The 12,513-nt window shown below is 36.6% G+C and carries 14 protein-coding genes and 1 rRNA gene; 9 read left to right on the forward strand and 6 right to left on the reverse strand.

Annotated features, from left to right (window positions below; all coding sequences use genetic code 11):
- Nucleotides 1–266 precede the first annotated feature (266 nt).
- Nucleotides 267–383, forward strand: a 5S ribosomal RNA gene (rrf, locus tag QSJ81_RS14885).
- Nucleotides 384–574: 191 nt separating this feature from the next.
- Complete coding sequence (locus QSJ81_RS14890; protein ID WP_285718158.1) at nt 575–1,765, forward strand: MFS transporter; 1,191 nt, start codon at nt 575–577, stop codon at nt 1,763–1,765.
- 95 nt (nt 1,766–1,860) lie between these two features.
- Here the strand turns inward: QSJ81_RS14890 and QSJ81_RS14895 are convergent, their stop codons facing one another.
- The 5 genes from QSJ81_RS14895 to QSJ81_RS14915 all read right to left on the reverse strand — a co-directional run bounded on the left by QSJ81_RS14895 (nt 1,861) and on the right by QSJ81_RS14915 (nt 5,200).
- Complete coding sequence (locus tag QSJ81_RS14895) at nt 1,861–1,989, reverse strand: hypothetical protein (protein ID WP_256380534.1); 129 nt, start codon at nt 1,987–1,989, stop codon at nt 1,861–1,863.
- 169 nt (nt 1,990–2,158) lie between these two features.
- Entirely contained in the window at nt 2,159–3,088 is a 930-nt protein-coding gene (fba, locus tag QSJ81_RS14900; protein ID WP_285718159.1) for a class II fructose-1,6-bisphosphate aldolase, read from the reverse strand.
- A gap of 126 nt (nt 3,089–3,214) precedes the next feature.
- Nucleotides 3,215–4,099 (reverse strand): RluA family pseudouridine synthase, encoded by an 885-nt coding sequence (locus QSJ81_RS14905; protein WP_285718160.1) that lies wholly within the window; start codon nt 4,097–4,099, stop codon nt 3,215–3,217.
- 219 nt (nt 4,100–4,318) lie between these two features.
- Nucleotides 4,319–4,786 (reverse strand): hypothetical protein, encoded by a 468-nt coding sequence (locus QSJ81_RS14910; RefSeq protein WP_285718161.1) that lies wholly within the window; start codon nt 4,784–4,786, stop codon nt 4,319–4,321.
- An 84-nt stretch (nt 4,787–4,870) separates the two neighbouring features.
- Nucleotides 4,871–5,200 carry a hypothetical protein gene (locus tag QSJ81_RS14915; protein ID WP_285718162.1) on the reverse strand — a complete coding sequence of 110 codons (330 nt, stop codon included), beginning with the start codon at nt 5,198–5,200 and terminating at the stop codon, nt 4,871–4,873.
- A gap of 186 nt (nt 5,201–5,386) precedes the next feature.
- Here QSJ81_RS14915 and QSJ81_RS14920 point away from each other — a divergent pair, with 186 nt between their 5' ends.
- Nucleotides 5,387–5,638: a hypothetical protein gene (locus QSJ81_RS14920; RefSeq protein WP_285718163.1), complete on the forward strand. Its 252-nt coding sequence runs from the start codon at nt 5,387–5,389 to the stop codon at nt 5,636–5,638.
- Between the two features lie 21 nt (nt 5,639–5,659).
- A complete protein-coding gene (locus QSJ81_RS14925; RefSeq protein WP_038669752.1) occupies nt 5,660–6,154 on the forward strand; it encodes a YajQ family cyclic di-GMP-binding protein in 495 nt (164 codons plus the stop codon).
- 49 nt (nt 6,155–6,203) lie between these two features.
- Here QSJ81_RS14925 and uraA read toward each other — a convergent pair whose 3' ends face one another.
- Complete coding sequence (uraA, locus tag QSJ81_RS14930) at nt 6,204–7,457, reverse strand: uracil permease (RefSeq protein WP_285718164.1); 1,254 nt, start codon at nt 7,455–7,457, stop codon at nt 6,204–6,206.
- 312 nt (nt 7,458–7,769) lie between these two features.
- Here uraA and QSJ81_RS14935 point away from each other — a divergent pair, with 312 nt between their 5' ends.
- The 5 genes from QSJ81_RS14935 to QSJ81_RS14955 all read left to right on the forward strand — a co-directional run bounded on the left by QSJ81_RS14935 (nt 7,770) and on the right by QSJ81_RS14955 (nt 12,466).
- Nucleotides 7,770–8,903 carry a hypothetical protein gene (locus QSJ81_RS14935; protein WP_285718165.1) on the forward strand — a complete coding sequence of 378 codons (1,134 nt, stop codon included), beginning with the start codon at nt 7,770–7,772 and terminating at the stop codon, nt 8,901–8,903.
- Nucleotides 8,904–9,022: 119 nt separating this feature from the next.
- A complete protein-coding gene (locus QSJ81_RS14940) occupies nt 9,023–9,418 on the forward strand; it encodes a class II SORL domain-containing protein (RefSeq protein ID WP_285718166.1) in 396 nt (131 codons plus the stop codon).
- Nucleotides 9,419–9,569: 151 nt separating this feature from the next.
- Nucleotides 9,570–9,767 carry an alpha/beta-type small acid-soluble spore protein gene (locus tag QSJ81_RS14945; protein ID WP_285718167.1) on the forward strand — a complete coding sequence of 66 codons (198 nt, stop codon included), beginning with the start codon at nt 9,570–9,572 and terminating at the stop codon, nt 9,765–9,767.
- A gap of 137 nt (nt 9,768–9,904) precedes the next feature.
- Nucleotides 9,905–11,206, forward strand: a complete 1,302-nt coding sequence (gene asnS, locus QSJ81_RS14950) for an asparagine--tRNA ligase (RefSeq protein ID WP_285718168.1) — start codon at nt 9,905–9,907, stop codon at nt 11,204–11,206.
- Between the two features lie 99 nt (nt 11,207–11,305).
- Nucleotides 11,306–12,466, forward strand: coding sequence for an MFS transporter (locus QSJ81_RS14955; protein ID WP_285718169.1), 1,161 nt, complete (start codon nt 11,306–11,308; stop codon nt 12,464–12,466).
- Nucleotides 12,467–12,513: the final 47 nt, after the last annotated feature.

A 12,513-nucleotide genomic window follows, 5' to 3' on the forward strand; every position in this document is an offset into this window, starting at 1 on the left:
AGGTGTGTAAGTCCAGCAATGGATTCAGCTGACTGGTACTAATAGGACGAGGGCTTGACTTAAGCAGCGCACCAAAAGCTTGTGAGCAATAGCGAACAAAGTCTTTTGAGTAAGTCGCTTACTTCCGTGTGAAGCGTGAGCGGAACTAGGAAGTATCAAATATGTATCTTTACTTTTCAAGTAGCGGATACGTACCTAACATGAATAGTCTTTCTTCTGTGAAGTTTTGAGGGAGCATACTCTACGAGATGTTTACCTCTTTAAAATCCGGTGACGATAGCTAAGGGGTTCCACCTGTTCCCATACCGAACACAGTAGTTAAGCCCTTATACGCCGAAAGTACTTGGTTGGAAACGGCCTGGGAGGATAGGTAGTTGCCGGTTAAATAAGCCATCTGTTAATACAGATGGCTTATTTAGTTTATTAATAATCAATTACATAATTGGATTTTCGGAAGAATTATGTTGTCAAAAAAACGTAAAAGTATTTGTCAATTTAATCTAGGGGGAGAAATATTATAGAAACTTTAAAAATAAACTATCATAAGATCTTTGATTATCGTTGGACAATAGTTATGGTCATGTTGTTTGGCTCAATCATAAATTATTTGGACCGGGTGAATTTAAGTATTGCTAATACAACAATTGGAAAAGAGTTTGGTCTCGATCCAGTACAAATGGGATTGCTATTATCTGCTTTTATGTGGCCTTATGCATTAGCAAATCTGCCAGCTGGTTGGATTGTTGATAAATATGGTGCAAAAAGGATATTTATGTGGGGGATTATTGTTTGGTCTCTGGCTACCATCGCTGGAGGATTTGTCCAAGGATTTATGTCAATGTATATTACAAGAATGATACTAGGAATTGCCGAGGCTCCATTTTTTATCATTGGGGGCCAAGTCACACAACAGTATTTTTCTCACGAAGAAAGAGGAATGGCTTCTTCTGTTATTAATTTAGGCCCGAAGATTGCCAATGGGTTTGCACCTCCCTTATTAACTTTTCTTTTAATTTGGATGGGTTGGAGAGGTATGTTTATTACTTTAGGTGTCACTGGATTTGCCATTTCATTTTTATGGATGAAATATTATAGAGAAGAGTATAAGGTAGAGCAGGTTGCTCAAGTAAAAAAAGGGAAAGTTAATTTTTGGGCATTATTTAATCATCCAACATCATGGTGGTTTAATATAGGTAATATTGGAAGCTCTTATGTATTTTGGTTATACTTTACATGGTTGCCGACTTATTTAACAACTCAACGAGGTATGAGCTTAACACAAGCCGGCTGGGCAGCAGCCATTCCCTTTATCGCAGGTGTTATTGCAGTACCAATTGGTGGCTGGATGTCCGATTATTTAATAAAAAGAGGTATGAATGTAATTCGTGCACGATTGGTTCCAACAGTGGGAGGTTGCATATTAGCGGCAGTGGCAGTAATACCAGTAAATTATATCGAGGATACCACATGGGCAATGGTTTTAATAACAATTAGCTTATTTGCCGGCGCGTTACGGGTAGGTGTCTTGTGGGCGTTAGTGGGTGATTTAACCCCTCCTGAAGCCGTGGGAACTTTTGGTGGCATTCAAAATTTCGCTAGCTTTATTGGTGCAACATTAGCCCCAATTGGTACAGGATATATATTAAAGGCGACTAATTCTTTTGATAGTGTCTTTGTTGTTAGTGGGGTACTTTGTTTTATTGGCGCAATCAGCTATGCTCTAATAAGTAGAAAAATTACTAGTGAGGATTTATTGCCAAACTAAATTTCTTTAAATACAATTAGGTTTTCTCTAAAATAAATTCCCCCAAGATACTAAGAAATAGTACCTTGGGGGAGTTTGTTTCTAACAACAAGCTTTTATTTTTTACCAATGGCCATGATGAAAAAATCAGTGTGGTATTCTGTATTGAAATTCTTTTCAAAAAGTTGTACTGCTTTCAGCTGTTCTTCCGTTAAATTTGCAAAATCTATATGGTTGTGACCCATAGTAACAATCTCCTTTTTAGATAGTATTTTATGTTGTTACTATGTTTTCCGAATTATATGATTGCTATTCCTATAAGAGAAAAGAAAGAAATTAGCTATATGGAGGTACGGAAAATACTAGGAAGGAACACTAAAAAAAGCTGAGACGATAGTCTCAGCTTTTTAAGAATTATAGTTTATTGCTACAATTTAATACGTTTTTCATTTTATGTTTAACCATATTTTTGATGGCTTCACGAGCAGGTTTTAAGTATTGACGAGGATCAAAATCGCCAGGATGATTAATAAAATACTCACGAATAGAGGCTGTCATTGCCAATCTCAAATCCGTATCAATATTAATTTTACATACACCAAATTTACCAGCGCGTAATAGCATATCTTCAGGCACACCTTGAGCACCAGGAATGTGCCCGCCAAATTGATTACATTTTTCTACAAACTCAGGTAGCACAGTAGATGCACCGTGTAATACTAGTGGATATCCAGGTAGTAAGTTAGAAATCTTTTCTAATCGTGCATAGTCAAGGCTGGGTTCGCCTTTGAACTTATAAGCACCATGGCTAGTGCCAATCGCAATAGCCAGTGAGTCACAGCCAGTTCGTTGAACGAACTCTGCTGCTTGGTCTGGATCGGTATATGTAGCATCTTTAGCAGCAACCTTAACGGCATCTTCCACACCGGCAAGTTTTCCGAGTTCTGCTTCGACAACAACACCATGAGCATGAGCATATTCTACTACCTTTTTGGTTAAGGCAATGTTTTCTTCAAAACTATGCTTTGAACCGTCTATCATGACAGAAGTAAAACCTCCATCAATACAAGACTTACATATTTCAAAGTCATCACCATGGTCAAGGTGCAAGGCAATTGGCAAGCCAGTGTCTTCCACTGCTGCTTCTACTAACTTTGTAAGATATATATGCTTAGCATACTTACGTGCCCCTGCGGATACTTGTAAGATAAGTGGAGACTGTTCTTCTTTGGCAGCATCAACAATACCTTGAATGATTTCCATGTTATTAACATTGAACGCTCCAACGGCATACTGACCTTCATAAGCTTTTTTAAACATTTCTTTTGTTGTAACTAATGACAAGATAGCCCCTCCTAAATAGTTTAATTGTTATGTTATTAATGATACCATATTTTAGCAGACTTGTGTATAAGAAAACAGGGTAAAAAATCATAAAAAAATTGTTTTTTATATTTTTTTTAGAATATTCTATATTTTATTCGCTGAAAGGATATTAATTACTTTTATAATATCAGTTGGTAAAGGACTAGAAACCTCAATAGTTTTCCCTGAGTTAGGATGGGTAAACGATAAACTCGAAGCATGGAGGGCTTGGCGGCTAATTAAATCTCTAGAACCTCCGTAAAGATCATCTCCTAAGATTGGGTGACCGATATGCGATAAATGTACTCTGATCTGATGAGTACGCCCAGTTAAAAGTGTCAATTCAATCAAGCTGGCATTCTTTAAATCTTTAAGCACTTTATAGCAGGTAGTAGCTTGTTGTCCCTCGTTAGAAACTATACGTTGAATGATACTATTAGGGTGTCTTGCAATTGGTGCATCTATTGTGCCTATTGCAGGTTGTAACGCACCTGTTATTAGTGCTACATATTGTCTGTTAATGTTTTTCACTCCGTTAACAGAAAGTAGATGCTGAATATGAGGTAATTTTGCAATTACTAGCAGACCTGAAGTATTACGATCTAAGCGGTGGACCGGATGAAATTTAAAAGGTAGATTTTTTTGTTGAAAGTAATACATAACCGCATTTCCAACGGTTTCTAAACGTTCAGAGGTAGTTGGGTGGACTAACATACCTGGTGGCTTGTCTATAATGAGTAAGGTATCATCTTCATAAACTATTTGAAGCGGTATTTTCGTTGGTATGATATCACACGGCTGAACCCAATTTATAGTAATGGTATCACCGGGTGCAATAGAATTAGTTATAGAAATTTTCTTCCCATTTACAAGTATGGCACCTGAAAATTTAATCTTCCGCCAGACGGTAAGAGAAAGGCCAACATGGGATCGCAAAAAGTCTTTAATTGGCATAGGATTGACTGTTTTTGGTACTACGAGATCTAACATAGGTACTCCTTTTAGGTATAAAATAATACCTAATCTAGTATTTACATTAACATAAAGTTTTATCTATTCGATTTCGCCATGTGTGGTATTAATTCCTTTTAATAATAAAAACACAAAGACAGTATGCTGCTAGCATACCAAGGAACACAAATAAATGATCTGATTTATTTGTGTTCTTTGTGTCTTTGTGTTTTTTAGAAGGGTAGCAATTTTAAAATATTACATTAGTTTTTGACTGATTGTAATTAGGTGGGCAATGTGCTCTCGCTCCATTGTTAATGATTCTTGAAAATAATCACTCATAGGACTTCCACGTAAACCAAAGATATGTTCCATTCGATGGTGCCGCCGTAACAAAGCTAACAAAAGATAGATTAAAAATACGCGATGCAAACCGATCTGCCGTTCACCTAAATTGTCTTGTGCTTCACCTATCAGCATAGTATATTTTTTCATTGATGCACTCATATCCTCGTCATGCATGGAGATGAGATGAATAACATCCAGGTAAGCATCCCAGTGATTTATTGATATATCATCAAGACTATCCCGTGTAGTGTCGCTAGCATGCTCGGCTGCTTCCAAGGTAGTGTACATTAGATCTAGTTGTTCAATGGCTTCATTATGGAGCATTCGTATATGCTCTAAATCCATCGACATAGGCTTTCTTGTCTGGGTTCTTTTCAAAAGAGTAACCTCCTTATAAGAACGAATTTTCAACATTGTATGCTATGAATGAGGAAACGGTGAAGGTTTTACTACTTTTTCATATTAGCAATGTGATTTTGGACCAATGAAACGGATCATGTTAATAGGTACCATCATGGAAAGTGGTCTCTTACGCATACAAACGTTTACAATAATGAAGTCACAACCTACATAGCAAAGCGTACCGCAAAAAGATTCCTGGCGACATATGCGGGCATCTACAGAGAAGATAACATCATCACCTAGCATGCACATGAGTCGATCTTGGAAGGAATTATCAAGACTTGGGTATGCTTTAGGAGCCATACATTCCTGGGGCATCATTTTTTTGTCCATGTAGTCACAGCATGGTTCCATTTCTTCGTGATACCAATGTGGATATTTGCCATCCATATTTGATAGCCTCCTTTATTGATAGATTCTATAGTATCTGATACATCATATGAAGAACAGAAACATAATGATACTGTCAGTAAACTTTTTTTAAAAAGATTAATATAGTTTTTTAAAAAGTATGCAGGAAAAAGCTATTTAGTTACGAATTTATAATCGTTAAGTGTTTATTATGAGGTGATTATCATGGAAATAATGAAAAACAGCAATATTATTATATATGGTTTTTTTGTATGGTTATTTATTGCTCCTCGTAGAAATAGTTCACGATATGGTGAATTCTTTTTAGCCTATATGGCAGCTCTACTCTTCTGTTTAGTTGGTAGTTCAGAGATGATTATGGTGAAGCCGGTAGCATTTTTCTTTACTATCGGTGGAGTCTTTGCATTTTTTTACGTGGTGGTGCGCAAAACTATTTATATAGCAATTAAGAAATAAATAAGATATGGGGGTCATTAAATGGCTAAAGATTGTTCTTTTGATGTGGTTTCAGAGGTTGATATGCAGGAAGTTGATAATGCAGTAAATCAAACAACAAAAGAGATTCAGCAAAGGTTTGATTTCCGTGGTAGTAAAGCAGCAGTTACTTTAGATGGCATAGAGATTAAGGTAGTTGCTGATGATGACTATAAGCTAAAAAATGTGGTAGATATTTTACAAGCAAAAGTGATTAAACGAGGAATTTCGTTAAAAAATTTAGATTATGGAAAAGTTGAGTCTGGTTTTAGTGGTACAGCACGCCAGATTATTAAAATAAAAAAGGGCATTGATAAAGATAATGCTAAAGATGTAATTTCTTCCATTAAAAATAGCAAATTAAAAGTGCAAGCACAGCTTATGGACGATCAAGTACGGGTATCAGGTAAAAACAAAGATGATTTACAAAATGCCATCGCTCATTTAAAACAAGGTGATTTTAAAATTGATTTACAGTTTGTAAACTTTCGTTCATAAAAAGAAAAAACTTCCGCAAAAACGGAAGTTTTTTCTTTATGAATTTTATTTAGATTTTATCATTTGTTAATCCTAACAAATCTAGAACTTTAAGGCTTAGGCTAAGTAAGATAGAAACGATAGTGGCTAAGGCCATGCCTTTCATGGTTACCGTACCGATAGTAATACTAGCGCCACTGATACCAAGAATTAGTACAACGGAAGTCAGGATAAGATTACGAGCACGACTATAATCTACTTTAGATTCTACTAAGATTCGTATGCCGGATGCGGCAATAACACCAAATAACAATAGGGAAACGCCGCCCATGACAGGTACGGGAATACTTTGGATGGCGGCTGCTAATTTACCTATGAAAGAAAGGATGATGGCTAATATAGCGGCACCGCCGATTACTTGTACGCTATACACTTTAGTAATTGCCATTACACCAATATTTTCACCATAGGTAGTGTTTGGAGTGGATCCGAAGAATCCCGAAATTATAGTGGAAAGGCCATTTCCGAGTAAAGAACGGTGTAGCCCGGGAGTCTTCGTCAAATCACGACCGACAATATTTCCCGTTACGACGAGATGACCAATGTGTTCGGCGATTACGACGAGGGAAGCGGGTAAAATAATAGCAATCGCACTAAAATTAAACTCAGGGGTATAAAAAGTAGGAACGGCAAACCATGGAGCGGATGCTACGTTGCTTAAATCTACTAATCCAAGTAAAAATGCTACTAAATAGCCACTGAGAACACCAATCAGAATGGGTATAATCGCCAAAAATCCGCGAAACATAACAGAACCTAATATTGTAATTGCTAGTGTAAAGAGGGAAACAATAATAGTATTCATATCTAAGGTCTTGGCAGTCAGACCTGCCATATCAGCAGCAACTGGGGCTAATTCTAGACCAATTACAGCTACAATGGCACCCATAGCTGCTGGGGGGAAGACAGTATCTATCCACTTTGTACCGATTGCACCGATTAAAAGAGATACTAGGGAGAAGACAACTCCTGCTACGATAAAACCTCCTAGTGCAGCATTATAGCCATATTGAGGTAAAACGATAAAAACAGGCGAAAGAAATGCGAAGCTAGACCCTAAATAAGCAGGAATTTTGCCCTTACAGATAAAAAGATATAAAAGAGTACCAATGCCATTAAATAATAAGATTGTCGCGGGGTTAACTTTAAACAATATTGGAACAAGTACTGTAGCCCCGAACATGGCAAATAAGTGTTGTAGGCTGAGAGGAAATAATTGTAAAATTGGTAATTTGTCTTCAACTTGAATGATACGTGTATTCATAGATTGCCTCCTTAATTACTACCTTGGCACACAATAAAAAAACTCTTACCAGAGTAAGAGTTTAAAGGTCATAATAGATAAAGCTGTTTTGCAGCTACATCATTGTGTACCTTATTAGCCTCTCTGGACTAACTTAAAGGTTATTTTATTAAAATGTAACATAAATTATACTATTTGTCCATTATTTTTATAAAAAACTGGGCAGATAACAAGTATTAGTTTAAAATGGATGGTAGGTTAAAGAATCAATTAAAGATATTCGTAGAAAACTTCGATATAGTGGATGTAATTGAAAGGTGGAAATAAATAGAGATGGCTAATAAAAAAGATTATCAGGCAGAGAGGAAAATGCCTGGTGGGAGACAGGATAAGGCCAAAGTCTATGTTGATGAGTTATACTTTCGTCATGTAGATCAGATGGAACGTTGGCGACAAGAATATGAACGTTGCCAAGCAGTGGAAAGTACATTGGCTCTAGTCAGCACATTGCGTTATGAAGAAGTAGATTATGCATCGCAGCTACTGCGGGTGCCTTGGAAAGAGAGGACTGTGCCAGATTTTTCTCATTTGCTAGAAAAGGCGCGAATCGAAGAAGAGGGTAAATATTTTGCACCTATTATAATACGTAGTTCTTTATTGCTGATTTTATTGCTGATACTTATTTTTAGCAGTAATGCTGTAGTACTATGGGTATCTGGTACCGGTGTAGTTACGTTGCTTGTATTACTAGGTATTTTAATACAGAAACGTCATAGTATGATTGAAAAAGTCATCAAGCAAAAACAAATTGAAATTGATACTAAGGTAGAATATGAACAAAACTTAATCAAAGAAGAAAAAGAGAAGCATGAAAATGCTGAAGAGGAGCGTATTCAAGGGATTGAGCGTTTGTTAGCAGGGGAGATAGCAGCCATTTATGCAAAAGTTGATCAAGCATTGACAACTCGTCCCTTTCCCTTTCATGTAAGTGCGGATATTTCTTTATACTTAAATATACCCTCTGTAAAGATCTGGTTGCCACCAAAATCGATCATACCTACTCAAGTGTGTGCTTTGCAAACATCAGGTCGACCTAGCTTTGAAGAAAAAGAAATACGAACAATTAATAAACAGTATTTTGAATTGTGTGCATCTATTTCTATGAGAGTGATGTCGGTCATTTATGCCCATATCCCTGCCTTTCGAACTGGATATGTATATGGGATGTCAAAAGAGGGAAAGAATATAGAATGTTTATTTACTAGTAAGTTGGATCGGTCAACAGTAGAAGCTGCCTGTAATTCTTCTAATGGTCTAGCAGCGATGCAAATATGTAAAGCAAAGTTTAACTGTGATACAACTCTCGCATTACTACCGATAGAAGTTACGCCCCCAGAAGAATGGGGCGATGTAGAACCTCAATTAGTACATAACCTACATGTGAACTTATTTCAAGTAGAGAATTAAATATTTATTCTATTAGAATTATTTGAAAAGAATTAAAATTAAAAAGGGATTTTTGCTTTATTAGCAAATATAAATAAAGAGGTAATAATTTACTAAATATATAAGGAGGGTTTTTAATTATGAAAATTTCTGATGTAATTCAAAGTGCTGATTGGAAGACTGAAAAACATTCCCCGGTAATTGAGGCTCCTGCAAAAGTGAAAGTGGGAGAAAGCTTTGCAATCGATTTGTCTGTGGGTAAAGAAATTGCTCATCCTAACACCACAGAACATCACATTCGTTGGATTAAGCTATATTTTAAACCTGATAATAGTAAATTCGTATATGAGGTTTCTACGTTTGAGTTTAATGCACATGGTGAGTCTGTAGAAGGTGCAAATAAAGGACCTGTCTATACAGAACCTGCTGCGAAGGCAACTCTAAAGATTAACAGTTCAGGTACGCTAATCGCTACTTCTTACTGTAACATTCATGGGTTGTGGGAAAGCTCCCATGCAATTACTGTAGAAGGTTAAAAATCGGAAACTATTCTGGAGTATTCCAGAATGGTTTCTTTTTTTATCTAAAGATTAAATTAAACCAAAAATTTCAAGGTATGTAATTAACTCATAATAGGCAATCTATAAACAGAATCCATAAATAAATTTAAATGGAGGGTGTTGCGTAATGTCAAGAAGTAGAAAACCTGTAAACCCTGCGGCGCAAAAGGCTCTCGACCAATTAAAAGAAGAAACAGCAGCTGAAATTGGACTCAAGGATTATAAGAACACTTATAAAGGCGCATTGACTTCAGCAGACAATGGCCGTGTAGGTGGGCAAATGGTACGAAAAATGATTCAAGCCCAAGAAGAAAGCTTCCGGTAAATAAGAAATGATGCAAAAAATATAAGCAGGTTAAAAGCCTGCTTATATTTTTATATGTCTTTTTAAATTATTGCAGGATTTTTATGCACTCATAGTAAAATTAATAATATGATAATAAAGTAATAGAATCACAAGGAGTGGCGAATTTGAATACAGTAATGATAAAAAACCTTGGAAATCATGTAGGACAAGAAGTAACCATACAAGGGTGGTTATATAATCAACGTGGCTCAGGAAAAATCAAATTTTTGATTATGCGTGATGGTAGCGGTCTTTTACAATGTGTAATCGTTAAACAAGATATAGGAGAAGAAATTTTTGCACAGGTAAAAGGTCTAACGCAAGAAACTTCTATGAAAGTTACAGGAATCGTTAATGAAGAACCGCGGGCAACTGGTGGATTTGAAATGCAAGTAACAGGTTTTGAAGTTATAAATGTGGCTGAGGAGTATCCTATCACTCATAAAGAGCACGGCGTGGATTTTTTATTAGAACGCCGTCATTTATGGATTCGTACCCCACGTCAAATGGCAATTCTGCGAGTACGCTCAGAAATTGAACATGCTTTCAGAGAATTCTTTTATCAGAATGACTTTGTGTTAGCAGATGCACCAATTATTACACCGTCAGCATGCGAAGGCACTTCGACCTTATTTGGGCTAGATTATCATGGTGAAAAGGCATATTTATCACAAAGTGGACAATTGTACAGCGAAGCAAATGCGATGGCACTGGGGAAAATATACTGTTTTGGGCCAACCTTCCGTGCAGAAAAATCGAAAACTCGTCGTCATTTGATGGAGTTTTGGATGGTCGAGGCTGAAATGGCTTACTTTGATATGGATGATAATATAAAATTGCAAGAAGAAATGCTCTACTATGTAATTCAAAGAGTAATTACCAGATGTGCGAATGAACTAAAAATATTGGAGCGTGACGTAGATAAACTAAAGAACATAACATTACCTTTCCCACGCATTAGTTACACAGAGGCAGTAGAAATCTTGAAGGCAGCAGGAGAAGATTTTTCTTGGGGTGAAGATTTTGGAGCACCTCATGAGACTATCATTTCAAATCATTTTGGATCACCTGTTTTTGTACATCGTTATCCAACAGAGATTAAAGCTTTCTATATGAAACCAGATCCTGAAGATTCTACAGTTGTGCTTGGAGCCGATTTATTAGCTCCTGAAGGGTATGGTGAGATTATCGGTGGTGGGCAGCGTATAGATGATCTAGAGCTCCTAAAAGAGCGTATTGAGGAACATAACTTACCGTTAGAGGCGTTTGAATGGTATTTAGACTTAAGAAAGTATGGATCCGTACCACATTCAGGATTTGGCCTAGGTTTAGAGCGCACAGTTGCTTGGTTATGCGGTCTTGAGCACATTCGCGAAACGATACCTTTCCCTCGCCTATTACATAAAATGTATCCTTGAGGTTGCTAAATTCAATTTTAGAGTTTATTATCAGGATTCTATTTATAATAATTTTGTGTTTACAGTCTTCACCAGGCGGAGCCAAAAAAGAGGTTATTAATGACTAATTCATTTAGCATATTTACGAACAAACAGTTTCAAAACATTGCAATCTCTCACTTTAATACAACCCTTAGTATGTGTTTACTGGTTCCCATATTACCAGTTTTTTTGAAAAATAGCGGAATAAGCGAGACGCAAATTGGTATTATTATGGGGGCGACGGCAATGAGCGCTCTTATAATACGACCTTGGATAGGTTTCCAAGTTGATAGTAAAGGGAGTCGGCCAATCATACTATTTGGTCAAATCTTGCTGATTGTTTCGACCGTTGGTTATTGGTGGGCCACAAGCTTTTTAGCCTTTGTTGCGTTACGATTACTGTACGGCATTGGGCAGGCTTTTTACGGTACTGGGGCGGTTACATTTGCCAGTAGTATAGGAATAGGAGAAACTAATTCTAATTCGATTGCCATGTATACGTTAACCACCATGCTTGGTCTTGGCCTGAGTATGAGTATAGCTCAGGTAGCTTTTGAGCATTTTGGATTTAATGTATTGATTGGAATTAGTGTTGTCCTGATTGTCATCGCTTTTAGTGTGATGAAGTGGCGTTCTCATCCAATTAAGCTAGCAACGAAAAATGTTACGCGGATTCCGTTTATAGATGTACTCAAATCCAATATCGTGTTTGCGTCAACCCTTTGTCAGTTTGCAGCAAGTTTTTCTTTCAGTGCTATTCTTACCTTTATCCCACTTGCTGCTATAGATAAAGGCGTCAACTTTTATTCGCTATTTTTTATTGCCTTTGCTATTAGTGTGATCTTTTCACGTGTTTTTGTTCAACAAGTAAACCATATGCTAGGCTTAGTAAATGCGATTGTATATTCTAGTATTATAATGCTATTTAGCATATTGCTGTTACTTATTACCATTTCCCCTGTAATACTTATTATCTCTGGAATTTTTTTTGGACTAGGATTTGGTATTGTTTATCCCACACTAGTTTTACTTTTAGTAGAAAGAATCAATCAAACAAATCGAGGGACAGCTTTAGGTATTGTGATTGCATCCGGTGACATAGGTAATGCTCTTTCAGCGGCTATATTAGGTGGTGTAGCCGAACATCTAGGTTATTTCGTTTTATTTTCAATGACAGCATTGTTATTAGCATTTTGTACATATTACTTTCAGGTCATACTAGCTCGAAGTGATGAGTAGAAGGTTTGATAATAAAGAACTTTGTATACATTTTATATTTAGCAGGA

The sequence above is a fragment of the Pelosinus sp. IPA-1 genome, from assembly GCF_030269905.1.
GTDB lineage: Bacteria > Bacillota > Negativicutes > DSM-13327 > DSM-13327 > Pelosinus.

What these genes read in the sequence shown, in the direction of transcription:
- QSJ81_RS14890 (WP_285718158.1), top strand. Translation starts at nt 575, where the DNA reads ATGGTCATGTTGTTTGGCTCAATCATAAATTATTTGGACCGGGTGAAT.
- QSJ81_RS14895 (WP_256380534.1), bottom strand. Translation starts at nt 1,989, where the DNA reads ATGGGTCACAACCATATAGATTTTGCAAATTTAACGGAAGAACAGCTG.
- QSJ81_RS14905 (WP_285718160.1), bottom strand. Translation starts at nt 4,099, where the DNA reads ATGTTAGATCTCGTAGTACCAAAAACAGTCAATCCTATGCCAATTAAA.
- QSJ81_RS14915 (WP_285718162.1), bottom strand. Translation starts at nt 5,200, where the DNA reads ATGGATGGCAAATATCCACATTGGTATCACGAAGAAATGGAACCATGC.
- QSJ81_RS14920 (WP_285718163.1), top strand. Translation starts at nt 5,387, where the DNA reads ATGGAAATAATGAAAAACAGCAATATTATTATATATGGTTTTTTTGTA.
- QSJ81_RS14925 (WP_038669752.1), top strand. Translation starts at nt 5,660, where the DNA reads ATGGCTAAAGATTGTTCTTTTGATGTGGTTTCAGAGGTTGATATGCAG.
- uraA (WP_285718164.1), bottom strand. Translation starts at nt 7,457, where the DNA reads ATGAATACACGTATCATTCAAGTTGAAGACAAATTACCAATTTTACAA.
- QSJ81_RS14935 (WP_285718165.1), top strand. Translation starts at nt 7,770, where the DNA reads ATGGCTAATAAAAAAGATTATCAGGCAGAGAGGAAAATGCCTGGTGGG.
- QSJ81_RS14940 (WP_285718166.1), top strand. Translation starts at nt 9,023, where the DNA reads ATGAAAATTTCTGATGTAATTCAAAGTGCTGATTGGAAGACTGAAAAA.
- QSJ81_RS14945 (WP_285718167.1), top strand. Translation starts at nt 9,570, where the DNA reads ATGTCAAGAAGTAGAAAACCTGTAAACCCTGCGGCGCAAAAGGCTCTC.
- QSJ81_RS14955 (WP_285718169.1), top strand. Translation starts at nt 11,306, where the DNA reads ATGACTAATTCATTTAGCATATTTACGAACAAACAGTTTCAAAACATT.